Annotated in this window: 17 protein-coding genes and 1 pseudogene; 12 read left to right on the forward strand and 6 right to left on the reverse strand. The window is 60.8% G+C overall.

Annotated elements, in window-relative coordinates:
• Window positions 1-390: 390 nt before the first annotated feature.
• Entirely contained in the window at window positions 391-2,223 is a 1,833-nt protein-coding gene (locus tag BGC09_RS03395; RefSeq protein ID WP_069802119.1) for an FAD-dependent oxidoreductase, read from the forward strand.
• A 188-nt stretch (window positions 2,224-2,411) separates the two neighbouring features.
• On the opposite strand, the gene BGC09_RS03400 is transcribed toward BGC09_RS03395, so the two are convergent.
• Window positions 2,412-3,293, reverse strand: coding sequence for a DUF1028 domain-containing protein (locus BGC09_RS03400; protein ID WP_069802121.1), 882 nt, complete (start codon window positions 3,291-3,293; stop codon window positions 2,412-2,414).
• A gap of 643 nt (window positions 3,294-3,936) precedes the next feature.
• Between BGC09_RS03400 and BGC09_RS03405 the strand changes: the two genes are divergently transcribed.
• The 8 genes and pseudogenes from BGC09_RS03405 to BGC09_RS03440 all read left to right on the forward strand — a co-directional run.
• On the forward strand, window positions 3,937-4,605 hold the full coding sequence (locus BGC09_RS03405) for a sigma-70 family RNA polymerase sigma factor (RefSeq protein WP_069802123.1): 669 nt from the start codon (window positions 3,937-3,939) through the stop codon (window positions 4,603-4,605).
• Window positions 4,586-5,890 (forward strand): hypothetical protein, encoded by a 1,305-nt coding sequence (locus BGC09_RS03410; protein WP_141727615.1) that lies wholly within the window; start codon window positions 4,586-4,588, stop codon window positions 5,888-5,890. The genes BGC09_RS03405 and BGC09_RS03410 overlap by 20 nt, the downstream gene beginning before the upstream one ends.
• A gap of 223 nt (window positions 5,891-6,113) precedes the next feature.
• Window positions 6,114-6,344, forward strand: coding sequence for a helix-turn-helix transcriptional regulator (locus BGC09_RS03415; RefSeq protein WP_069802127.1), 231 nt, complete (start codon window positions 6,114-6,116; stop codon window positions 6,342-6,344).
• 181 nt (window positions 6,345-6,525) lie between these two features.
• On the forward strand, window positions 6,526-7,770 hold the full coding sequence (locus BGC09_RS03420) for a PQQ-dependent sugar dehydrogenase (protein WP_084657904.1): 1,245 nt from the start codon (window positions 6,526-6,528) through the stop codon (window positions 7,768-7,770).
• Window positions 7,771-7,877: 107 nt separating this feature from the next.
• The gene (locus BGC09_RS03425; protein WP_069802129.1) at window positions 7,878-8,498 is read left to right on the forward strand and encodes a TetR/AcrR family transcriptional regulator; all 621 of its coding nucleotides are present in this window, start codon (window positions 7,878-7,880) and stop codon (window positions 8,496-8,498) included.
• Between the two features lie 60 nt (window positions 8,499-8,558).
• Window positions 8,559-9,347 carry a heme ABC exporter ATP-binding protein CcmA gene (gene ccmA, locus BGC09_RS03430; protein ID WP_069802132.1) on the forward strand — a complete coding sequence of 263 codons (789 nt, stop codon included), beginning with the start codon at window positions 8,559-8,561 and terminating at the stop codon, window positions 9,345-9,347.
• Window positions 9,344-10,516 carry an ABC transporter permease gene (locus tag BGC09_RS03435; RefSeq protein ID WP_069802134.1) on the forward strand — a complete coding sequence of 391 codons (1,173 nt, stop codon included), beginning with the start codon at window positions 9,344-9,346 and terminating at the stop codon, window positions 10,514-10,516. The genes ccmA and BGC09_RS03435 overlap by 4 nt, the downstream gene beginning before the upstream one ends.
• Window positions 10,517-10,549: 33 nt before the next feature.
• Window positions 10,550-11,198 (forward strand): annotated as a pseudogene (locus tag BGC09_RS03440) (FAD-dependent monooxygenase); the annotation flags it as partial.
• A gap of 268 nt (window positions 11,199-11,466) precedes the next feature.
• On the opposite strand, the gene BGC09_RS03445 reads toward BGC09_RS03440, so the two are convergent.
• Window positions 11,467-11,934 (reverse strand): SRPBCC family protein, encoded by a 468-nt coding sequence (locus BGC09_RS03445; RefSeq protein WP_069802138.1) that lies wholly within the window; start codon window positions 11,932-11,934, stop codon window positions 11,467-11,469.
• A gap of 869 nt (window positions 11,935-12,803) precedes the next feature.
• Between BGC09_RS03445 and BGC09_RS03455 the strand changes: the two genes are divergently transcribed.
• On the forward strand, window positions 12,804-14,540 hold the full coding sequence (locus BGC09_RS03455) for a hypothetical protein (RefSeq protein ID WP_141727616.1): 1,737 nt from the start codon (window positions 12,804-12,806) through the stop codon (window positions 14,538-14,540).
• Between the two features lie 537 nt (window positions 14,541-15,077).
• Here BGC09_RS03455 and BGC09_RS03460 read toward each other — a convergent pair.
• Both BGC09_RS03460 and BGC09_RS03465 read right to left on the reverse strand, forming a co-directional pair.
• The gene (locus BGC09_RS03460; protein WP_069802144.1) at window positions 15,078-17,363 is read right to left on the reverse strand and encodes a WD40 repeat domain-containing serine/threonine protein kinase; all 2,286 of its coding nucleotides are present in this window, start codon (window positions 17,361-17,363) and stop codon (window positions 15,078-15,080) included.
• A 347-nt stretch (window positions 17,364-17,710) separates the two neighbouring features.
• Entirely contained in the window at window positions 17,711-18,589 is an 879-nt protein-coding gene (locus tag BGC09_RS03465) for a Yip1 family protein (protein ID WP_069802146.1), read from the reverse strand.
• Between the two features lie 375 nt (window positions 18,590-18,964).
• Here BGC09_RS03465 and BGC09_RS03470 point away from each other — a divergent pair, with 375 nt between their 5' ends.
• Together BGC09_RS03470 and BGC09_RS03475 are read left to right on the forward strand one after the other, a co-directional pair.
• On the forward strand, window positions 18,965-19,768 hold the full coding sequence (locus BGC09_RS03470) for a COG4280 domain-containing protein (RefSeq protein ID WP_069802148.1): 804 nt from the start codon (window positions 18,965-18,967) through the stop codon (window positions 19,766-19,768).
• Complete coding sequence (locus tag BGC09_RS03475) at window positions 19,768-19,965, forward strand: hypothetical protein (RefSeq protein WP_069802150.1); 198 nt, start codon at window positions 19,768-19,770, stop codon at window positions 19,963-19,965. The genes BGC09_RS03470 and BGC09_RS03475 overlap by 1 nt, the downstream gene beginning before the upstream one ends.
• 133 nt (window positions 19,966-20,098) lie before the next feature.
• Here BGC09_RS03475 and BGC09_RS03480 read toward each other — a convergent pair whose 3' ends face one another.
• Window positions 20,099-21,520 carry a selenium-binding family protein gene (locus tag BGC09_RS03480; RefSeq protein WP_069802151.1) on the reverse strand — a complete coding sequence of 474 codons (1,422 nt, stop codon included), beginning with the start codon at window positions 21,518-21,520 and terminating at the stop codon, window positions 20,099-20,101.
• Between the two features lie 183 nt (window positions 21,521-21,703).
• Window positions 21,704-22,888, reverse strand: a complete 1,185-nt coding sequence (locus tag BGC09_RS03485) for a 2-isopropylmalate synthase (RefSeq protein ID WP_069802153.1) — start codon at window positions 22,886-22,888, stop codon at window positions 21,704-21,706.
• Between the last annotated feature and the right edge of the window lie 53 nt (window positions 22,889-22,941).

Here is a 22,941-nt window from a genome sequence, read left to right on the forward strand (position 1 = left end):
CTTGTTCCTCTCCATGCGCTATGCTATAATCTGACGGACGGAAGAAATACACCGCCCCGCAAAGCGGTCCAGTCTCGTCAATAGCCAACGCTAGCAACAGCGAACAAAGCAAGCGAACCTGTGCATTGACCGGAAGACCGGAGAGGGAAGGGGAAGCCTGACGAGGCTGCCGGGAGGGGTAGCCCCTCAACAGGCAGAAGGAAGGGAAGGCCGCCAGCAAAGCAGACGGATCAGGCGAATACCCAGCCGGAGTAAGGAAGAAGAAGGATAAAGAGAGGCGAGCGCCCCGCGGCCTGCGTTGGCTTCCACCCATTCGTTCAGGCAGAGCCGAAACGTGACTCCGGGCGACGAGAGCAAGTAACCGGATGCTCAGGAAAGGATTCTCCTGCTATGATTGATCCTGATCGCGAACTGGAACCCCGATACCAGTCCTTCCTGGCCAGCCCTGACTGGTATCAAACCAATATACCGTGCCAGGTAGGCTGTCCGGCGCATACCGACGTCTCAACCTACATCGGCCTCATCTCGCAGGCGCGCTTTGACGAGGCCTACCTGCTGAACCGCAAGGCCAACGTCGTGCCGGGCGTCCTGGGGCGCACCTGCGCGCGCCCATGTGAGCCGGTGTGTCGGCGCAACAAGATCGATGGCAAACCCATTGCCATCTGCTGGCTCAAGCGTGCTGCTGCGGATCACCGCCAGTTCCGCCATCACGCGGAGCGGCCCCCGATCACCAGAGACAAGAAGGTTGCCATCGTTGGGGCCGGTGCTGCCGGCCTCGCCTGCGCCCGCGATCTGCGCGAGATGGGCTATCCAGTGACCATCTACGAGGCCGACCCCGTAGCGGGCGGCGTCATGGTCAACGGTATTCCAATCTGGCGTCTGCCGCGCAGCGTCACCTACGAAGAATGCAACGAGTACATGGATGACCTCGGGGTCGAGGTGGTCTACAACACGCGCGTCGGGCGCGACATCCAGCTCACCGACCTGCTCAAGCAGTACGATGCCGTCTTCCTGGCCGCCGGCTGCTACATCTCCAACCCCATTACCGGGCCTGATGGGAAGGTCGTCCCCGGGGCCGACCTTGTCGGCGTCATGAACGGTATCGAATTCCTGGCCAAGACCAACTACGGCGAGCCGGTCTTTGTCGGCAAGCGCGTCGTTGTCCTCGGCTCCGGCTTTACCGCGATGGACTGCTGCCGCACTGCCATCCGCTTCGGCGCTGACAAGGTCTACGTCATGTACCGCCGCTCCAAGGAGGAGCAGCCTGCCGACGAGTACGAGGTCGACGAGGCGATCCGCGAGCACGTCGAGTTCCAGTATCTGGTCACGCAGACCGAGATCCTGAGCAAGGATGGCGTTCACGTCAGCGGCATTAAGTTCGTGCGCAACAAGCTCGGCGATCCTGACTCCAGCGGACGCCGTCGCCCGATCCCCATCCCGGGCAGCGAGTTCGTCCTCGATGACATCGACATGGTGATCGCTGCCTTCGGTCAGTATAGCGATTCCTCCTGGATTCCGGCCAAAGAGCTGAATCTGGAGGTCAATCGCCGCACCGGCGTACCACTGATCGACCGCGAGACCTGGATGACCAGCTATCCCGGCCTCTTCGCCGGCGGCGACTTCACCGAAGGCTCGCGTAACCTGATCTCTGCCATCGCCGACGGGCGCGACGCCGCCATCGCCATCAATCGCTACCTCGGCGGGCAGGATAAGCCGGCGGAGCCACCCGAAGAGATCGAACTGCCTGACTACCGCCGCGGCATGGTCGACGACTATGAGTCGATCCCGCATGAGAATATTCCATCGCTGCCCGTCAACGAGCGCTATAGCTACACGCGCGAGACCGAGACCGGCTATACCCCCGAGCAGGCGGTCATTCAGGCGCGGCGCTGCCTGCAGTGCCAGCTCAACATCATGATCGATCCCTCGATCTGTATCCTCTGCTCGGGCTGCGTCGACATCTGTCCGTACGACTGCATCAGCATGGAAGGTCTCTCGCGCGTCGTCAAAGGTGATCCACTCCACCAGCTGGCCGAGACCTGGGAGGGCGGCGCCGATATGATCATCGACGAGGAAAAGTGCATCCGCTGCGGCCTCTGCATCGTGCGCTGTCCAACCGATGCCATCTCGATGGTGCAGTTCGAGGTCGCCAGCCCCAACGATCGCTGGACGGTCTCCAAGATCCCGGTGCTCAACCGCAGCCAGGCCGGCACCAGATACTAGGCCAGATGCCGCTCGCTGCCGGCTCGATCACCAATGGCAGGAAAAGAACAAGAGGTCAGGGCTGCAGTCCAGAAATCAGATTGCAGCCCTGACCTCGCGTCCCTCGACGCTGACTCATCGCCAGCTGCCCTGCTAGACGGTGAAAGGCAGCTGGCTGTCCGCCCCGCCCCCGCCAGCATCACCTCAGGTCAGGCTGAACCGCGATCGCCGCCCTGGCTGCCCAGACGCTCGCGCATAAAGGTCAGCACCACACGATCGATGCGCTCCCCCTCCAGCCAGCGCTCTTCCAGGTTCTCACGCCCGCAGAAGTGCCAGAAAGCCTCGCGTGTCTGCGCGTCAAAGACGCCCGAGAGCGGGCCATGATAGTCACCGCTGCGTGTCAGCAACTCCTGCAGCTCGCGGGCAATCGCCTCATCGATTGGTAGCATATCCTGGGGATCAGGCGGAAAGAGGTAGAGTCTGTGCAATCGCAGGAGGCGAGCCAGCTCTTCAATCGGACGGGGATGATCATCGACGCGCAGATCAATGAAGCGATCGTTGAAGCCGCCATAACCACCCTTCTCGCGCACCACTAGCAGAGCCGCCGATTGTTGACCACGGCTGTCGCCGCCGGCCTCCTGACCTGCAGCCAGAGCCGCCAGCAGGCGATCACAAAGCTGACCAGACGTCTCTTCAAAAGTGCGCGCCATCGCATTCACCGTTTCCTCGTTGACCAAAATATTGCCCTGGCAGGCATAATGCTCGCCGACATGTCCACCGGCCCAGGGGAAGCATTCGCTACCAGTATAAGTAACCGGCGCACCGCTAGCAGGCACAATACCAACCTGGCGCTTGGCTCGCTCGGGATCGTCCGCCAGCAGCTGCTCCAGGGTTTCAGCCGCCGAAAGACCGCGGGCCAGCAGCTCTAAACCGCGTGGGCCATAGGTAGTATTGGCCCAAGATTGGGTGGCGATGGCGCCGATGCCAGCTTTGGCCCAGGGGACAACAGCCCCCACGGCCAAAAACTTCGACTGGACAGCAATGCCCAGCTCACCCGTCTGCGGGTCACGGGCAACGATCGAGAAGGTCATCTTCAGGCACCCCTTACGTGAAGCTGGTTGGGTTGGTTGAAGCTCCGATGTTGAGGTATTATAACATGCTCCCTTCCCGGGAGTAAGCGGCCACTGAGAGCGGCTGACCGAGAAAAGCGAGAGGATGGAGGGCTGGAGACGAGCAAAGGAAAAGAGGAAGGGGAGAGGAATCTTCACCACTGGCAGGCGAGGCATTGGCGGCCTTGACTTTCAGCAAGCTTTCCGTCACAATGGAAAAAACGCCATCACTGGCAACAGCAAGCGACAAGCAGCAGTACTCACGCGCGGGAGAAGGGAGTAGCCCAGACGCCAGAGAGAAGGCAAGGAAGCAGTGCCAATCAAAGAGAGGGGAAGCAGGAAGCAAGCACTAGCCAGGCTCACCTACGGAAGATGATAGGTGAGCGAACATCTCAGAAGAGGGGAAGGGAACGCAGGCGAGGGCCGCAGCGGCTGAGTATGTGAGAAGCCCCGCAAGGCGGGGCGTAGTATGTTGTTGGATGATGGCGCAGCACCACCACTCGGTATATCCCCCGGCCAGGGGCGCTGCCGCGGTGCGCGGTGACGCCACACGACTTGCTGAAGAGGTGGTCGGCAAGCAGGTCCTGTTTGTGGGAGGATATACCTGATACCCCAAGGAGCGAGCATGGTGCGACAGGACTGGTCGGATGAAGACCTCGTTCAGCAGTTGAAGGAGCGCAATCCCGATGCCCTGGAAACCCTCATTGCGCGTTACTCGCGCGAGATTTATTATTTTATTCGTCTCATTCTCAACGGCGTGGGGGTAGCCCAGGACGCGGAAGAGTGCGTCAACGATCTCTTTGTGGCCGCCTGGCAGGAGATCGAGACCTTCGATGCCAGTCGTGGTACGCTCCGTACCTGGCTGACGATGCGCGCGAAATACATTGCGCTGGACCGACGCCGTCAGCTCTGTCGACGACAGGTGCACGCTGTCCAGCCGGCGGAGGAAAATGGTCAGTGGGCTGCTGCCGATGGCAGCGGTGGGCGAAAAGGGAACCGGTGGGGTGGCCAGGAACAGGAGAATCGCGTTCCTTTGCCTCCCCATCCTGATACCAGCATGGAGCTGCTGCTGGAACAAAATGAAAGGCGCGAAGAGTTGCGCCTGGCCTTGGCGACGTTGCCTGAGCTTGACCGCTACCTGATCTATCAGCGCTATTTCCGGTTCGCCAGCACGGAAGAACTGGCGGCCAGAACAGGTCTCACTCGCCACGCGGTCGATACCCGCCTGTGGCGAGCGCGGAAGAGCTTGCGCGAGGCGCTCAAGGAGTATGCACATGAGTATGAGCGAATTTGAGGAGCAGGCAGAGAACAGGGAATGTCGCAACGCTGTCTCTTTCTCATTCGGTGGCCGCAGAGTGACGCTTCCTTCCGATTTTAGCGAGGAGGAAGTCGCTTTCGCCCAGGAACTGGATACGCTCTTCTCCCTCCCCGAAGAGGAGATTCCGCCATACTTTGTGCATACCTTACTTGAGCCTGAAGATCCGCGCTTTGCGCCAGTCGATTCCGGTTTTGAGCAAAGGATACGCGCTCGCGTCTTTCAGCGTCTAAGACTGCAGCGTCGTCTTTTTAACCTGGAGGAGAGACGTGTCTGGAGAGAGCTAGTGCGCGGGGTAGGCTTGAGCCGGCGCCTGCTCCTGGCCGGCGTCTCACTCCTGCTCTTCATGCTTCTGACGATGCTCATCACTGCTCCCTCGTTCGCCTCCGGCCTGGTGATCCTGCTGCAGGGAGTGCAGAGCGGGGTCTATCCGGTGCATGGTCCCCTGACGAGGCCTGTGGTCAGTTCGCCTCTTAATACGACTGCAGGCCACAACGATCAAGTGAGCCTGCTGGCTGTTGAGCGCGAGCTGCATTTCCCGCTCTATTGGCCGGCAGCTGTCCCTGATCACTATGTGTTGCGCAACATTTATCTCTATAGCGACCACGTGCGTGGCTGGCCTGTATGGACCGATGGGCCGATGGTGGAGTTCCGCTACTCCTTGATGGCTCCTGGTAGTCCCTGGCATGACGCGAGCGAGTTGGCGATCCGCGAGTTTAAGCCTTACGGCCAGGTCTATCAGGTAGTGGAGGCCAACGCCATCCATCCTCTTCAGGTCGATCACCAGGGGCGTGCGGCAGCCATCTATGTTGAAGGTCAGTGGGTGACCATCAATACCTACGCGCGCCGCTGGATCTACAACGGGCATTGCGAGCTGCTCACCCAGCACGACGGCGTCGTTTTCTGGATTGCTGGCCAGTGCTCGCCACAGACGGGCCTCAATGTGGAAACCTTGCTCTCTGTGGCGGATTCCTTGCAAGAGCTGCAGATACGGCATCTGCTCCATACCGGTGTCTCGCTGGTCTCGGCGACGGCCCTCAATCGCTACCTGCCTGGCCCCTTCGATGGCGTGATCCTCTCGCTCTCGCTCGATAGCAGCCTGGATAGCCCCTATCTCCGCCTCGTCGGCCCGGACCAGCCCGCCGAGAATTTAGGCCAGGCCAAGACCTCGTCATCTCACGGCTTGCAGGTCCAGGGTCATCAGAGCGCGAGTGGCCATACAGCGACGGCGCCTTCCCAGACGGGTCAGCAGCATCATCCTTAGCGAGGCGGGTTTTGCTGGCGTGGTTCCTCTCTAGACAAGGACCGGGCTGATCTGGTATCCTCTAAAAAGAGGAGCAGGATTGTGCTGCTCCTGTTCCTCTCGCGAGCATCAGGTTGTTCGCGAGGAAAGAGCAGAGGCGAATTCTGCTCACGATGGCGCTTCACTCTGCAACGACGCTGAGCGGCGCCAGGAGGAAGGAGCTTATCCTCAAAGGAGAGGGTCTATGAAGGCACAGGCTACGCAAAGGAAGGCCCAGTCACGGCGGCGTGGTCTCCCCAACCTCCGCCTCTGGCGACAGCGTCGCGGCCTCAGTATCGGCCAATTGGCAGATATGACTGGGTTGCGTCGCACGACAATCGCTCACCTGGAGGACGGGCGCGAGGAGCCTCAGCCTTATCACGTTCGTCTCTTAGCGCGTGTTCTGGAGATCTCTCAGCTGGAGCTGGTCTCTTAGCCAGTCCGGCTGGCAGGCCAGGGCGGACGGGTTGGCTGGCTGGTGGCTGAGGCGCCTGCCGTTATTTCACGGTCCTGTACTGCTGAGAGAAGCGCCACATGGTCTCATTCTTGCGCGGCCCTGTGGGCGGCAGACCGTTCACTCTCAGTACAGGCCCCTAGCTAGCCAGGACGAGAGCTTTATGTCGAACGAAGAGGAACGCCTGCAGGTCACGAGTAGCCAGCCGGTGCAGCCAACGCGCCGCCGCGGACGACGGCGCCTGATCGTGATACTCTCGCTCCTGGTAGCCGTGCTGGTGGTCCTGGCCGCTCTGCTCTATAGTCAGCGGGCCCTGGTGCGCTCCTTGTTGACCGGCTCGCATTTCGTGGGCGGCAATGCCACCGTGGCCCATCTGCAGCTCCCCCCCGGCTTCAGCGCCACGGTCTTCGCACAAGGCCTCTCTGCTCCCCGCTTTATTACTTTTAGTCCCGATGGCACGCTCTTTGTTGCCGAGCGTGGCACCGGAAGCATTGTGGCCTTGCCCGATCCGTCCCATAGCGGGAAGGCCGCTCGCCGCGTGGTCGTGGTCTCGGGCCTTGACGATCCGACCAGCCTGGTCTTTTATCAGGGCGCGCTCTACGTGGGCGAGGCCTCGCGGGTCACGCGCTTTACGCTCGATACCTCCTGGCATGTGACGAGCCGCAAGGTGATTGTGCCCAACTTGCCTACGGGCGGCAACCATGTGACGCGCACGGTCTTGATCGGCCCCGATGGCCGGCTCTATGTCTCGATCGGCTCCTCCTGCAATGTGTGCATCGAGCCGGACCCCCGCCGCGCAACGGTGATGGTCTTTAACCTGGATGGCAGCGGCGGCAGGATCTACGCCCGCGGCCTGCGCAATGCGGTCGGCATGGCTATCAATCCCTGGAATAACCAGATCTGGGTGACGAATAATGGCCGCGATCTGATGGGCGATAATACGCCGCCGGAGACAATCTATGCCCTCCAGGATGGGGCTAACTATGGCTGGCCTCGCTGCCACGCTGGGGATATTGTCGACCCCGACTATGGCCACCCCGGCGATTGCCGCGGCGTGGTGCAGCCGTTGGTGAAGATGCAGGCCCACTCGGCCCCGTTGGGCCTGGCCTTCTATACGGCCAACCAGTTCCCCGCTCACTACCACGGCCTCTTTGTGGCTTTCCACGGCTCGTGGAACCGCACGGTCCCAACGGGCTATAAGGTGGTCTTTATCCCGCTCGACTCCCACGGCTCGGTCGCTGGCCCCGTCGAGGATTTCGCTGCCGGCTGGCTGCTGAATAATAACGATGCCACCGGGCGCCCCGTGGGCCTGGCCGTCGACCCCCAGGGCTCGCTCTACGTCAGCGACGATAAGGGCGGCTATATCTATCGCATTAGCTATACCGCCCCACCAACCGTTGACCCCTGAGCAGACTGGCCGCTCCGCTCACCCTCGCTGAATGACAGACTTGACAACTCCTCCTGGCCCGGCTATCATATTAATTGACTGGTTAGTTAATATCTGGGCAGGAGAAGATGGCACGTCGGCCAAAGGCGGAAGGAACAGAAGATCGCCGCGAGCAGATTATCGATGCCGCTCTGCGTGTCTTTGCTCGTAAGGGGGTCGCCCGGGCGACCAATAAGGACATTGCCCGCGAGGCAGGCATTACGCCGGGCTTGATCTACTATTATTTTGCTGATAAGGAGGCCCTCTTGCGGGCCGTGATTGAGAGCCGCTCGCCGCTGCGCCTCTTTGAGCAGTTGGAGCCGGAGCAGTGGGACGCGCCGCCTGCCGAGTTCTTGTACGCGATCCTCTGTCAGGCGCTGAAGATTATCGAGAGCGAGCAGGTCATCAGTCTGATCCGCACGGTCCTTTCGGAGCTGCTCCACGGCGAGGAGATCCCTTTGCTACCAGGGCTATTCTTGCCACGCATCATCGGTGTTCTGCAGCGCTACCTGCGCCTGCAGCGTGAGCGGGGGATGGTGCGCACGGAGGTTGATCCCGAGGAGATGGCCCAGGTGCTTCTGAGCACCATGATAGGACTGGTCATGCGTCGCCAGGTGTTGCGCGATGCCACTGTGCTGCGCTATTCACATGAGGAGCTGGTGTCGCTGGTGCTCAAGACGCTCCTCCCCGGCTTGCTACCAGCGGGCTAGCGGCTTTTTTTTGAACGATCTTATTAATTAATCAATCAGTTAATACAAGGGAGGAGCACTATGGCCGAGAGCAGTCGGAGAGAAGCGGCTTCATTGGGAGCGAGGGAGAATGAGCCACTTGTGCTCTGTGAGGATCTGGTCAAGGTTTTTGGCAAGAGGCGCGTGCTGGATGGGCTGAACCTCAAGATTGGGGCAGGGGAGACCTTTGGGCTTGTGGGTCCCAACGGCTCAGGCAAGACCACCCTGATGCGCATCCTGGCGGGCCTGGTGCGTCCCACGGCGGGCAGTGTGCGCCTGCTCGGGCGGTGTCTGCCTGAGCCGCGAGTGGCGGCCTCGCTCGGTTACATGACCCAGCTCAGCGCGCTCTATCTTGATCTGACGGCGCGCGAGAATCTGCGCTTCTTCTGCAGCCTCTACGGCCTGCGCGGTCAAGAGCGCGAGCGGCGCATCGCTGAAATCCTGGCCCGGGTCGAACTGAGTGCCGAGGCTGACCGGGTCGTGGCGACTTTCAGCGGCGGCATGCGTCAGCGCCTCTCGCTGGCCTGCGCGCTGGTCCATCGTCCGCGGCTGGCGCTGCTGGACGAGCCGACGGTTGGAGTCGATCCTGAGTTGCGGCGCGCCTTCTGGGACTACTTCGCCCAGCTCAATCGCGAGGGAACGACCATTATCGTCTCGACCCATCATTTAGACGAGGCGGCCCGTTGCAGTCGGCTGGGACTGCTACGTTTCGGCAAGCTGCTGGCCTGCGGTACGCCCCAGGAGCTGCTGGAAGGGGCGGGCACCAGCGATATGGAGACGGCTTTTCTCTACTACGCTGCCCGTGGACGGCAGGAGGAGGTCACAGCATGAACGGTGCACGTGTCCTGGCCTTGACTTCACGCATTATACGGCAGATTATGCGCGACCGACGCACGCTGGCGCTGGTCTTTCTCGTGCCTTTGCTCGTGATGAGCGTGTTGTATGTCGTGCTCACGGGGAGCAGCGGCAGTGTCCCCACACTGGCCCTGGTGCGCCCCAGCGGGACGGGGAGCGAGGCCCTCAATACCTTCATCGATTGCCTGCTGCCGCCAGCCTCGCGTCTGAAGACGATAACGATCGCAGCCGATGAGGTGGAGAGTGTCCTCAACAAGGGCGAGGCCGACGCGGCGCTGATTTTCCCGGCGGATCTGGCGACCCAACTGGCGCGCGGCGAGCATCCCAGACTGCAGCTTGTGCTTGAGGGATCTGATCCCACGGTCGCCGTGGCCATGCGTGAGAGCGTGACGGCTCTGGTGCGTCAGCTCGATGTGGCCCTGGCGCAGGCCCAGAGTCGGGTCAGCCAGAGCCAGGGAGCAGGGCAGACCCCTCCTGGCGCTGCGCAGACCACCTCGCTCTTAACGCTGGCCGAGCCGCGCTATCTACATGGCGGTCCCGACTACACGTCTAATGACGCGCTGGCTCCGGTTTTTATCGGTGTCTTCTCTTTCTTCTTTGTGTTTCTGCTGACCTCGGTGGCCTTCCTGCGCGAGCGCTCCCAGGGCACAATTGAGCGCGTTCTGGCCTCACCCCTGAGCCGCGCCGAGCTGGTCATGGGCTATGTCTGCGGCTTCACGCTCTTCGCCCTGGTGCAGGCCATCGTCGTCTTACTCTTTGTGATCTTTATCCTGCGAGTGCACTATCAAGGGAATCTCGGCCTGGTTTTCCTGGTGGCGATCCTGTTGACGGTGAGTGGCGTCAATCTGGGCATCTTTCTCTCGACCTTTGCCCAAAACGAGTTTCAGATCATCCAGTTCATTCCGCTGGTCTTTGGACTGCAGATCTTGCTCTCGGGCATTTTCTGGCCGGTGGGGCAGCTTCCCGCCTGGTTGCAGCCCGTTGCCTATCTGCTCCCTTTGACGTATGCCAATGAGGCCCTGCGTGACGTGATGCTCAAAGGAAGCGATTTCGGCCAGGTTGCTCCCCAGTTGGCAATCCTACTGGTCTTCACGGTGCTGATGATTGGACTGAGCGCCTTGACCGTGAGGCGTCAGGTAGCCTGATGAAAGGCCGTGTCGGAAAGGAGGCGGCTGACCATGTTAGAAGAGAGCACTGTGACGCCGATAACTGCTGCTGAGGAGGCGGCCATTGCCTCGTCGTCGGCTGGGCCAGAGGTGACCTGTTGCATCGTTGGGGCAGGCCCGGCGGGCTTAATGCTTGGGCTGCTGCTGGCGCGCCAGGGCCTCTCGGTGCTGGTCTTGGAAGCGCATGGAGATTTCGAGCGTGATTTTCGGGGGGATACGATTCATCCGTCGGTGCTGGAGATCATCGATCAGCTCGGTCTGAGTGAGAGGCTGCTGGCGCTGCCCCATGCGCGCATCCAGCAGTTTGGTCTGCAGACTGAGGATGGCTGGCTGGAGCTGACTGATTTTCGCCTGCTCGCGACGCGCTATCCCTACATTATGCTGGTGCCCCAGGTCGACTTTCTGACGTTTTTGGCACGAGAAGCTCAGCGCTGGCCAGCTTTCCATCTGGAGATGGGGGCACGCGTCGAGGGACTGCTGGAGCAGGAGGGGCGTGTCGTTGGTGTACGCTATCGGACGCGCGAGGGCTGGCGCGAAGTGCGGGCACTACTGACAGTGGCCGCCGATGGACGTTTCTCGCGGGTGCGCCAATTGGCTGGCCGGTTTGCAGCCGGTGAAGACCTCGCCGCCGATCGACGTGCTCTGGTTCCGGCTCCCGCGCTGGTTTCGCTGGCTGGTGCGGCGGCGGCTCGTTCGTCTGCTTCTGGCCCACTTTATCGGTCTGGGGGTGCCGCAGGTGCGGGTGAAGGTGGCAGCAAGCTGAGGACAGGTGAGAGCCTGAGAGTGGGGAGGGAGGAGTAGCGCCAGAAGCAGGGGCAGTGTTTCGGCCTGCTTTCTCCCTGCGCAAGCGTCGCTGTAGAGTGAGTGGCGCTGCGCAGAGAGAAAGCGGATGAAGTGAATAGCAGATGTTGGCGGACGCACGCGTGCACTCAGGCCGTGATGGCGCCGACCTGCTTCTCGAAGTTCTTGAAGAACTGGTCGAGGGCCAGCTTGAGCGTATTTTTCATCACGACCTCGGGAGTGGCGGCGATCTTGCCTTCGAGGGTAGCCTCGGCGGCGTAGCTCAGGTTGGTGGTGGCGGCGCCGTCCTCGGCGAGCGTGATAGTGCAGCTGGCCTTGATGCGGCCCAGGGCATTATATGGCTCGCTCAGCAGCACGACGCGCTCGGGAGCCACGACCTCGCCGGTGCGCACGTAGACGGTGTAGGGTCCCTTCAGACCGGGGACATTGGGAGAAATAACCAGCTTCAGCTCACGCCCCGTGCGCCCATCGGGATTCTCGACGTACTCGGCGTTCTCGCAGCCGGGGATGCTCTCTTTGAGCACCTGTGGATCGAACAGGGCATCAAAGACGCGCTGGCGCGGGGCCTTGATCTGCTGACTGCCCGTGATTTCCATCGCGGTCTCGAAACCTTCCTCACAAGAAAATCTGGCCCTGCTCTGCCCGTGCGCCGTGATGGCGGTGGTGGGGACTGGCAGGGAGGTGTGTGTAAGGAATCTTCCTCAACACGATCAGTATATCCCCTGTATGAAGTCGCTTCAATCCAGAGGCTAGGAAGTACCAGGAGCACTCGGGACATGAGCGGGTGATCCGGGAGGGCGCCAGGCCCGCAGGAGAGCCTGGCAAGTTCTTGGAGAAGAGCTTAGTACAAGCGGTCTTGCTGCTTATCTCATTGATTGATGTTTCCCGCGATGCTGCCGCTTCAAAAGATGAATGGAAAAATCTAAGCCAGGCACTTTTATTCATCCTTCCATATATTTACAAGAATGATTTTTTTGTGTTATCATTTGTCTGAGTATCAATGAGCATAAAGATGCTCAGCAGCAATTGCTTCCAGTAAAAGGAAGGAGGGAACCTCGAGATGCTGAAGCGCGGACCGATGCTTCTTTGTCTGGCGTTACTCTTGCTGCTACTATCTCCTCTTTTTTTCTCTACAGCAAAGGCCTCTGCTGTTCATGCCGTCCTGACCAATGATGCTCTTCGTGAAGCAGCCCCGTCCTACTCTGCTACAGCTAGCCCTTTGGCAAGCAGCGGAGGCTATTTTAATGTGTTCTCGCTTGTCCGTCTGACGTCGTGTGTTGCGAGAACTCAGCCTTGAGAATTATTCCTGTCACACCGAAGCATACTTTGTCTACCAAGGCAGCCTCTATAGCCTGGCTGCAGATGCCCAGAGCAGTACGCCTAAGAGTCCGCCCAGGTAGGTTTCCAGGGAGGTCCTCTGTGTAGAGGACTTCCCTCTGGGGCCAGGGCAATGCGAGGTGTGGTTTTGAAGATAAGCAGACTTTGTGACAAATATCATATTGCGGCGTGTATCGTCATTCTGCTCTCCTCTCTACTGCGCTTCTATCTGATCCTGCTGGGCTGGCCATCCCTTGATAGCGACGAAGGGACAATGGGTCTCATGGCTCTCCACATTGCCTATCAAGGTGCTCATCCGCTGGTCTTCTATGGTCAGGACTATTTAGCTCCCATTGATGCCTACCTGGCCGCCTTCTTTTTCCACCTCTGGGGACCCTCAGTCCTGACTCTGCGCTTAAGTGTCCTGCTGCTCTTTTGCTTTTTTCTGATACAGATCTATTTACTGACTAGCCTGATTTATAACAAACCATTGGCGTTGGCTACTCTTCTGATAGTTGGGGCCGGTCCTGGCGAAGTGCTCTTTAGGGAGCTTGAGGCAGCCGGAGGGGCGCCTGATGTTCTCTTTTTTTGCTCTCTGCTATTGCTGGTAAGCTGCTGGCTTGTTTTTGGTCGCCAGAGGCACAGCGTGAATCAGAAATCGTCGAAACTCCGTGATGGAATAGCTCTTAGTCTATGGGGCTTTCTGGCCGGTGTGAGCATCTGGAGCGACCCGCTCGTGCTCCCTTTTGTAGGAACTGCTTTTCTTTTCATCCTTCAGGGCTATCACCAGCAGCTCAAATCACCGCTGCTCTGCCTCCTGTTAGTTGCTGGCCTATTGCTGGGTCTGAGTCCCGAGATTGCCTATAAGCTTACTGTTCCTCCCTCGCCATCGGCTCTATCTTTACTTGGACCAGGCTATCGCGAACCTGCTTATCCCCCTATTGCGTCGGGCAGCAAGCCGCCATCTGAAGGCGTGGCACTTCAAGCTTCGTTGCCCTTACAAGTTGCCGGGGCGCTGTTAGTGAGTTTGCCTTTAGCCACAGGAGGCAATGCTCTGTGTACGCTGGGACCGAGCCGCGCCTGGCCATTGCGGGCTGATCCCCAAGCTCAGCTTTGCACTGTGTTTCATGGGATCTGGTCCCTGGGCTATCTTCTACTCTGGGGCCTTGCGACCGGCCAGGCCCTTTTCTCCTGGTGGCGCTTACGGCAAGTAGACGTGAAAGCCGAGCCTGGTGCTCTTCAGACCAGATGTGTGGAGGGAGCCAGGCTCATGATTCTGGGAGGCGCTGGCGGCACCCTTTTTCTCTTTTGTCTTTTTCCTCAAGCAGCGCTTACTCCCTGGCCTTCATCTCGATACCTGGTAGGTCTTATCATCAGCATTCCTGCCTTGCTTTTCCCGCTCTGGCGTCTAGCCTTCCTACCCTCTAAACGCTTGCTCTGCAAGCCTCTTTTTCAGGCTGCTCGGCTCGGGGCAATGTTGATAGTGTTTACGGTTGCAGTTGCCTGGTGGTGGGGAAGCGGCCAGCTTCTAGCTCAGGCGCCTGATGTTCAAAAGCTGAATAACGAGCAACAAGCTTTGATGAACTTTCTTCTGAGACGAGGTGCTACACGTATCTACACCGACTATTGGACCTGTGACCGGATCGCTTTTCAGAGCACTGAGCGCATTATATGCAGTGTCCTTGATGCCGGGTTGCAACCTGGCCTTAATCGTTATCCCCCCTATAGCCACCTGGTCCAGGCGGCCCAGTCTCCTCCTGACTATGTCTTCCCCATTGACTCACCTCAGGATCTCAGACTGCAGCAGCTCATAGCGCTCGGCTATCATTATCACCGTTTGACATATATGAATTATGCTATCTATGAACCATTAAGAGGCACATAATTATGTAATATTTTGCTCCACTTAGAAATCGCTATCCTTGCACTATGAGCCGCTCACCAGCATCAAGGCATGGGACCACGTTGGAGCAGCCTGGCCTTTGGCGAGGCAGGTGGGTTAAAATAGCAATGGCGAAGTCATTCGAGTCGATCGGCTCTTCGAATTCGACTGGAGGAACAGCTCGCCCTGGCTGGCTATCCGGCCTTAGCCGCAGGCTGTCGTGAGATCAACTTTTTCTGCTTGCCCCTGCAATTGGAAATCATGGCGGTCTCCGCCGATGGTCGCTTACACAAGCTCCCCGACCTGGTTGGGGACAATCTGTGGTAGCGCCTGCAGCTCCCCTGGCCGGGTTCAAAGCCTCGCGGGGCCTTACAGCCAGCACTGACTGAAGGCTATCGGGGAGGCCTGGCAGGACCTCACCGGGGCCTGGTGAAGCGCCTGGTGGAACCCTGCCAGGACAACCAACCAGACTGCAGAGTCAAGGCAGTCAGTGGCTAACCTGGTACTCAGCCTGGCGGACTGCCCCGTCACAGGCGTCTCCTAGCCTGTGACGCGCCACAGAATCACGGTGTGATCCGTGGAAGCGGAGGCCAGCCCCTGCTGGCTCCAGGCCACAGCGGTGACGCTGCCGTGATGGCCGCTGTAGACCGTCGCGCCATTGCTGGAGAGCGTCCAGACGCGCACGCGCCCATCGCTACAAGCGGTAGCCAGGCGGCCTGGCGTTGTTGGGTCCCAGGCCAGCCCATTGACCGCCGCTGGGTGGGTCAGGTGCTCTTGAACGACGCCCGAAACGCTGTCCCAAATCACCACCTGGTGATCTGCGCCACCCGAGGCCAGCTGCGTGCCGTCCGGAGACCAGGCCACGCTCAGGGCGGCGCCGCGGTGGCGGTGGTAGCTTTGCAAGAGGCGCCGGCTGCTCAGGCTGAGCGTCGCCACCAGGCCGCTATCGAGCGCCAGCGCCAGGGTTTCGCCACCCGGAGCGAGTGCTAAAGCCCGAATACGGGCCTTCAGCAAGCTGCGCGTCGTCTGGCCGCTTAAAAGCAGCTCGTGACCACCATTGCCAAGTGTGCCGGCCAGGAGAACATCGCGCCGCTCGGTCCAGGCCAGGGCACTCACCGGGGCCCCCAGATCATTGAACGTCTGCTGTAAGGCCCCGCTCGTCGTCCAAATCTGTACCGAGTGATTCTCGCCGCCCGAGGCCAGCAGCGTCCCGTCGGCGCTCCAGGCCACTGCCAGAATGGGGGTAGCCTGCAGACTGTAGGTCAGCACTGGGCGGGCCTCGCTCGCCAGCCAGAGACGCGCCGTTTGATCGCGCGATCCCGAGACGAGGTGCGCTCCATCTGGGGACCAGGCCAGGCTGGTGACGCTGTCTTGATGTCCCTGTAGCACGGCCAGAGCCTGGGCCGGACGACTATTCAGTAGAAGATAGAGGCTGGTGCCCACAATGCCCGCGCCAACCGCTCCAGCGGCCATCAATGCCAGGACGCGCCGCCTGCTCATCTTCTCGCCAGGCCGCCGCTCTGGCCCAACCGGCTGGTGCGGAGCAGGTAGGCGAAACTGGCCTTTCTTCCGCGAGGATGCACCTGCCAGCGGTTGAGGCAGCACAGGAGGAGGGGAGCCGGGGGTTGGGGAAGAGGCTGGCAAGGTCGAAGGAGCGAAAACGGTTGGAGCTGAGGCCGCTTCCTGACGTTGTTGCAGGCTCTGAGGCGACGGAGCGCCTCCCGGAAGGCCACCCAGCGCCAGTGGCTGACCGCCGCGCGGCAGCTTGAGCTGCTCAATCTTCTCCGCCGCCAGTCTGGTCGCGGGCAAGGCAGGATCGGGCGACTCCCGCAGCAGCAAGGTACCGGCGGCATCGGCTTCACCAACGGGTCCCCCTTTAGTCGGCAGCCCCAGGCGCGGCTGCAGCGGCGAAGGACGGCTATGGGCGGCATGGGCGAAGGCCGCCGCAAAAGCTCCGACCGAAGGATAGCGCTCCTGTGGGTCTTTCGCCAGCGCACGTGCGAAAACCAGCTCCAGCTCTTCTGGCAGAGCCGGGTTGAAGGAGCGTAGAGGGGGCGGCTCCCGATGCAGATGCTGATGCATCAACTGGGCCGGATCGCCTTCAAAGGGCGTGTGCCCGGTCAGTAGCAAATAGAGCATGACCGCCAGCGCATACTGATCGCTTTCGGGGCGCGCTTCGCCGCCGAACTGCTCGGGGGCCATGTAGAGCGGCGTTCCAAAAATGTGGCTGGTGGCCGAGCTAAAAGAAAAAAACTTGGCCAGGCCGAAGTCCGAGAGCAGCAGATGCACGCGCGGCCCGCCTTCGATTCGCAGCAAGAAATTCGCCGGCTTGATATCGCGGTGAACGATGCCGCGATCATGAGCGTACTGCAGGGCGGAAGCCGCCTGCTGGAGGTAGTCTTCGGCCTCGCTCAGAGTCAAAGGCCAGGCCGAGGGCAGACCTGGTGGCAGCTGAGGAACGCGGCTGAGCGACTGCTGGGAGGCCAGACCTGCCCGGCGACGCAGCCAGTCCCAGAGCGAGCCTTCTGGGCGATACTGCATCACCATATAGGCGCGCCGGCCCAGCTCGGTCTCTTCCTCTCCATAGCGATAGAGCGGCAGAATATGCAAATGATCCAGGCTCGCCACAGCGCGCGCTTCCTGTTTGAAGCGCTCAAGCGCTTTCTCAGCCTCGAGGAAGTCGCTGGCCTCGGCGCGCACCACCTTAATCGCGACCTGCTGGCCAATCATAGGGTCCTCGGCCAGGTAAACGGTGCCCATGCCGCCGCTGCCGAGAAGCTGCTTGATAGTGTATCCCCCGATTACCGAGCCGATCAGTGTATCCACAGCCTTTGTCTCTCCTGCTCGTCAAGCGTTCGCTGAGGCGGAGCTGTCTTTCATCCAGGCAGTAGACAAAGCGAGCACGATGGGCTGACGAAGAGACGGACCTCCGGGTCCGGGAGAGAACCCCTCTCTTCTTTGGGCCCTACTCGCGTGCTTGCCCTGTCCACTACAGAACAGCCCAGCCCATCGTGGCATAATAGCATGTGCCGGGCTGCCTGTCGACCGCTGCTGGCCGGATCGGGGACCGGCCTCGTCGATCTTGAGCGATTCTGGAGAAACGTCCTGACCAATCTCCTTCACTCACTCTCGCTGGCCTCTTCTCGCCGGCTCGCTTTCCTGGCTCTCCTGGCTTAGTAGGAGGTCCTGACTGCGGCGGCAATGAGCGCTACCAGCCCTAGGAGGCCACAGCAGGCCAGCAACATGAGGCCGCCGACGGGGATCAACACCGCTGCGCTCGCCGGGCCACCCGGCAGGCGCTGGCTGCCCATCGTCGCAAAAACCAGCAGAACAATGGCATAAATGGAGGCAATCAGCTCCACAATCAAGACGAGAATATTGACGAAAGGAATGATCCCAATGATGCTACCGGCAAGGAGAATGGTCAATAACGGTCCATAGGCGAGCATGCCGCTGTAGCATTGCTGCAGAAAGTTGCCCTGCCCGTTGAAGGCTTTGGCCAGCAGGTAGATCAGCCCTTGAAGAATGAAGAAGCCACCAATCAGTGAGACAAAGTAGATCAGCGAAGAGAGCAGCGAGCTGGCAACGTTGGCCGAGGCTATCAGGGAGATGTAGGCGCTGGGAAGAATGCTCACGAGCAGAGCACTGGTGGCCAGCCTGGTAAAGAAGGTAATAATGGCGAACAGCGCTGCGAATCCCAGAAGCTGCACCCAAATGATATCCCAGGAAGCCTTTCCCAGCTCCTGCGCAAATGTCTCCGCTGATGGGCGCGAGGCCACGCGCAGGTACTGGCCTGGCAGCTCGCGCAGGGCCTGGCCCAACGGCAGCGGCGCGGCCATGACTGGCGGCGGGTAGGTACCGGGTTGCCAGCCGTAGGAAGTCGGGGGCATATACGGGTTCGTTGAGGGTTGAGGCCCAGGCCCGTAGGGATTGACAGGCGGCTGATACGGATTGGCAGGCGGTGGTGTGGGCGACACAGGTGTCTCATAAGGGTTTGGGGGGGGCGTCGGCTGCTGCGGTACCTGCCCACCCTGGTTGGGGTCCCAGCTCATCGGTTTAAGCTCCTTTCCAGCTTCTCACAAGAGATCAATCAATCCATCAGATGAATGGATACAGGCTTCTCAATGATAACATAACGTTATAGGTTGCGTCTACTACAATTGCTCATCCCTCTGCTTGCCAGAGCAGTCGCATCATGCCTATAATCAAGGAGGAAAGCTCGCTCGGTGGCGCATCCGTCTATTCATCTCCTCTGCCCATATGCGCCCCTGTCGCTTCGCTCGGCTCAGGGATGGGCTGTGTGTCCAGCAGACAACCCAGGAGCGATCGGTGACCGCGAGGCGAGTTTGCCCTTCCCTTGCCTGAGCGTGTGAGGGCGAGGGCTGCTCTCATCCGTGTTCTTGAGACAGAAAGGGGAATAGCTCTCTATGGCCTGGGCGATTCTGACCGCTGCCTTCCTGGCCTCGGCGGTCGAATTTGTCGAAGCCTTCACCATTGTGCTCGTTGTGGGATTGACCATAAACTGGCGCAGCTCGCTGGTTGGGGCTGCTGCTGCCGCCGCCACACTGGCCCTGCTGGTGGGCGCTCTGGGCCTGGCCCTCGTCTACTGGATTCCGCTCGCCCTGCTGCGCCTCGTAATTGGCATTCTGCTGATTCTTTTTGGCCTCAAGTGGCTCAAGAAGGCTATTCTACGCTATAGCGGCCTCAAGCCGTTGCACGATGAGGAGGCCATCTTCGAGGAACAGATGGCGGCTATGCGGGCGCGCGGGGAAGGACCGCGTTCTCGTCTAGAGCCGTTTGGCGTGGCGCTCTCCTACAAGACTGTCTTACTGGAGGGGCTGGAGGTGGCCTTTATCGTGATCTCCTTTGGCAGTAGCGCCCTCACTCCCAGCTGCAGCGCTGGCTGCGCCCTCGGCACCGCGACCCTGGGGGCTGGCGCTGCCGGGCTGTTGGTGGTGCTGATCGGGCTGTTGCTGCAGACCCCGCTCAAGCGCGTCCCGGAGAATACGCTCAAGTTTCTGGTTGGCATCATGCTGACCACCTTTGGCACTTTCTGGAGCGGTGAGGGTTTGGGCGTCAACTGGCCGCTAGAGGATGCCTTCCTGCTGGTGCTGGCCGCCTTCTACTTGCTCTGCTCCGCCCTGCTCGTGCTCTGGCTCAGGAGCCTGGCCCGCCGGCGTGCTGTCCCGGGCTTCAGCCCTGCCGGCCTGCCAGAGAAGGGAGACCGCTAATGCTGCCGCGACTGCTTAAGCCGCTGCGGGCCTTGTACCAGTTTCTGGTGGGCGACCCACTTATTCTGAGTGGGGTGGTTCTGCTGTTTGTGCTCCTGTTGCTGCTACCTGTGGGTCTGGCGCCGCTGCATGCTGTCCTCCTGGTGGTGGCTCTGCCTGTCATCCTGGCCGCCTCGCTCTGGCGTGAGCTGCGCTAGCGCCTTGGGAGAGGCCTGATAGAAGCCGGTGAGGCGGGGCCGCGTGGGATAGGATGGGGTACTTTGTCCCACACGGGCCCGCCTCCTCGCAGAGAGAGGGAAAGAAGAAAGGACAGTTGCCGCCTTGGGCGGATTAGATCCAGATGTCTGAGGTGCAGTCGCCGCCTGGATAGCGCATCTCGTGCGCGCGGGCCGGTCCGGCTGGCTCCTGACCGAAGTCAACGTAAAAGTTCTCGTTGATCTTCATGCCGCCGTGCTCGGGATCACAGTCGATCTGCAGCAGGTAGGAGCCGCGCCTGGCCAGCTCGGGGTAGAACTGGTTATCCCAGCTGCTGTAGAGCGAGTTCGTCACGTAGAGCCGGCGCCCGTCCAGACTCAGCTGCAGCATCTGTGGTCCGCCGACCAGCTCGTGGCCTTTAACCGGCTGAGCCTTGCCGAGCAGGCCGCCGCACCAGACCTGGCCGGTCAGGCGTGGATGGGCCGGATCGCTGATATCGTACTGGCGGATGTCGCCGTGCAGCCAGTTCGAGAAATACAGGTAGCGGTCGTCCATCGAGACCAGCAGGTCGGTGATGAGCGAGGGAACGGGGAAGGGCCAGCCCTCCAGTTCAATCGCTGGGACCTCGATCACCGGCTGCACCTGCCAGCTCCCGTTCACGCGCTCCCAGTGCCAGATGACGCTGCTGAGGGCGGCGCCGACGAAGCCATGCGTGCTGTCGGGATTGTGATAAAAGCGCACTTCCAGCGGGATCAGCCCTTTTTCGCCCAGGTCGACGCTCTGGACGATCTCATGGCGCTGCCAGTCCCAGAAATGAATCTGGCGTCCGTATTTGCCGGCCTGGACATCCTCTAGATTGAAACCGTCGAAGTAGGTCTTCGGCGCTCCCCACTCGCTGCTGACCATGACGTTGTGACGCGGCTGATACCAGAAGTCGTAGTTGAAGCGCATGGCGTCGGCTTTCTGCTCCCAGCGCCCGGCGATGCGGAACTCCTCGTCGAGGAGCAGGAAGCCGCCAGGGCCGTTACCCTCGCCGTCGCCCAGCATCGAGATCATGACATGGCCGTCGGGCAGGCAGTGCACGGTATGTGGGGCGCTCAGGTTGGTCTTGGCCTTGATTTCTTCCGGCTCAATGACGTTGTGCAGCCGAGGGGCCCGCTCGTCCTGGGTGTCGACGATGTAGATGCGACTGGAACGGTTGCCCGGGATCACCAGGAAGCGCCGCGACTTGTGGGCGTCGCCGTGGCAGGAGCTGCAGGCGTTCCAGCCAAAGTGATGCAGCTCATCGCCGACGTAGGGCATGATGGTGCGATGAATCACCTGCGAATAGGTGGGCGAGTCGGGATCAACGTCGATGGTGGCCAGGTAGTCGGGAGCTTCAACGCCGGTGCCAACGTGCAGGGCAATGGTATAGAGCACCTGCTCCCGTGGCGCCCTGGTCGCCTCTTCGGGCGAGGCGTAGCCCGGCCCACAGGCCGCCCCGTTGTGCTCATGATGCTCATGATGCTCGTGCTCTGCTGGATGGTGGGCATGCTCGTGATGTTCTCCAGCGCTCATGATTCTCTCCTCTGGCTTGGCCTCTTCCAGGCCGGCGGGCCGGGCGCCCTGACTCTCTGATCACGCACAGACCCGTCGGCGTTCGTTCATACAACCCATTACATGATTTAGTTTATCCAGAAAATCAACAATACGCAAGGGGGAAAAAGGCGCCGCCCGAGAAGGCGGCGCGGCGGGGTGGAACTACTTCATAGCTGTCTCGGCGATGTAGCGCAGGTCCAGCTCCTCCAGCTCGCGCTTCTTGCCGAGCAGCAGCTTAGCCATCTCAAAGGCGCGGTTGAGCTGCTCGTGTTCGAGGGTGTAGCCCAGCTCGCGCATCTGGGCAGCGAGGGCGGCGCGGCCCGAGAGCTTTCCCATGCGGATGCGGCGCTCGTTGGCGCTCAGGCCAATCGACTCGGGGGTCATGATCTCATAGGTGCGAGCATCCTTGAGCACGCCATCCTGATGGATGCCGCCGCCGTGGCTGAAAGCGTTCTGACCAACGATGGCCTTGGTCCATTGGGGCTGCATGCCCGAGTATTTGGCGATCAGGCGGCTGGTAGGGATAATCCTGGTCGTATCGACGCGCACGTCGAGACCCAGGTCCGCCGAGCGTGTGCGGATCGCCATGACCACCTCCTCGGTGGCGGCGTTGCCGGCGCGCTCGCCCAGGCCGTTAAAGGAGGTATCGACGCGCTCCGCGCCGTTGCGCAGGCCCTCCAGGGCGTTGGCCACGGCCAGGCCCAGGTCGTCATGACAGTGGGCCGAGATGCGGATCGTCGGAAACTCGCGCTTGAGATCGGCGATGAGTTGGCCGAATTCCCAGGGCAGGGCGTAGCCCACGGTGTCGCAGATCGTGACGAAGCGCACGCCCTCTTTAAGGATGGCCTCGCAGACCTCCAGAATGAAATCGTGCTCGGTGCGTGTTGTGTCTTCGAGGGCGAAGTCGACGGTCTCGGTCAGGCTGCGGGCATAGGCCACGGCGGTGCGCGCCATCTCCAGCACTTCCTGGCGGCTCTTGCCCAGCTTGACCTGGCGATGAATAGGGGAGACGCTGATGAACGGCTCGATCGCCGGGTGGGCGGCCACTTTGACGGCCTCCCAGGCAGCGTCGATATCACCCTTGACAGCGCGGGCGATGGCGCAGATCTCGGCGTTCTCGACCTGCGAGGCGATCAGGCGCACCGCCTCAAATTCGCTCGGGGAGGAGACCGGAAAGCCGACGTCCAGGGTATCGAAACCCATGTCGGCCAGGGCCCGGGCGATCTCCAGCTTCTCTTCGGGGAAGTAATTGACGCCGGGGGTCTGCTCTCCATCACGCAGAGTGGTTTCGTAGAATTTGACGATGCGTGGCTGCGGTCGCTCTTGCTGCTGTGGCTGGGTCGTCATTGTTCTCTCCTTACTACAATGTAACACGCTGTCCGCGCGCCCTTGCGCGAAGC

Source organism: Thermogemmatispora onikobensis, from assembly GCF_001748285.1.
Taxonomy (GTDB): domain Bacteria; phylum Chloroflexota; class Ktedonobacteria; order Ktedonobacterales; family Ktedonobacteraceae; genus Thermogemmatispora; species Thermogemmatispora onikobensis.

Excerpts from the sequence above, each read along its gene's own strand:
- BGC09_RS03395 (WP_069802119.1), top strand. The coding sequence starts at position 391 with ATGATTGATCCTGATCGCGAACTGGAACCCCGATACCAGTCCTTCCTG.
- BGC09_RS03400 (WP_069802121.1), bottom strand. The coding sequence starts at position 3,293 with ATGACCTTCTCGATCGTTGCCCGTGACCCGCAGACGGGTGAGCTGGGC.
- BGC09_RS03405 (WP_069802123.1), top strand. The coding sequence starts at position 3,937 with ATGGTGCGACAGGACTGGTCGGATGAAGACCTCGTTCAGCAGTTGAAG.
- BGC09_RS03410 (WP_141727615.1), top strand. The coding sequence starts at position 4,586 with ATGAGTATGAGCGAATTTGAGGAGCAGGCAGAGAACAGGGAATGTCGC.
- BGC09_RS03415 (WP_069802127.1), top strand. The coding sequence starts at position 6,114 with ATGAAGGCACAGGCTACGCAAAGGAAGGCCCAGTCACGGCGGCGTGGT.
- BGC09_RS03420 (WP_084657904.1), top strand. The coding sequence starts at position 6,526 with ATGTCGAACGAAGAGGAACGCCTGCAGGTCACGAGTAGCCAGCCGGTG.
- BGC09_RS03425 (WP_069802129.1), top strand. The coding sequence starts at position 7,878 with ATGGCACGTCGGCCAAAGGCGGAAGGAACAGAAGATCGCCGCGAGCAG.
- ccmA (WP_069802132.1), top strand. The coding sequence starts at position 8,559 with ATGGCCGAGAGCAGTCGGAGAGAAGCGGCTTCATTGGGAGCGAGGGAG.
- BGC09_RS03435 (WP_069802134.1), top strand. The coding sequence starts at position 9,344 with ATGAACGGTGCACGTGTCCTGGCCTTGACTTCACGCATTATACGGCAG.
- BGC09_RS03445 (WP_069802138.1), bottom strand. The coding sequence starts at position 11,934 with ATGGAAATCACGGGCAGTCAGCAGATCAAGGCCCCGCGCCAGCGCGTC.
- BGC09_RS03465 (WP_069802146.1), bottom strand. The coding sequence starts at position 18,589 with ATGAGCTGGGACCCCAACCAGGGTGGGCAGGTACCGCAGCAGCCGACG.
- BGC09_RS03470 (WP_069802148.1), top strand. The coding sequence starts at position 18,965 with ATGGCCTGGGCGATTCTGACCGCTGCCTTCCTGGCCTCGGCGGTCGAA.
- BGC09_RS03475 (WP_069802150.1), top strand. The coding sequence starts at position 19,768 with ATGCTGCCGCGACTGCTTAAGCCGCTGCGGGCCTTGTACCAGTTTCTG.
- BGC09_RS03480 (WP_069802151.1), bottom strand. The coding sequence starts at position 21,520 with ATGAGCGCTGGAGAACATCACGAGCATGCCCACCATCCAGCAGAGCAC.
- BGC09_RS03485 (WP_069802153.1), bottom strand. The coding sequence starts at position 22,888 with ATGACGACCCAGCCACAGCAGCAAGAGCGACCGCAGCCACGCATCGTC.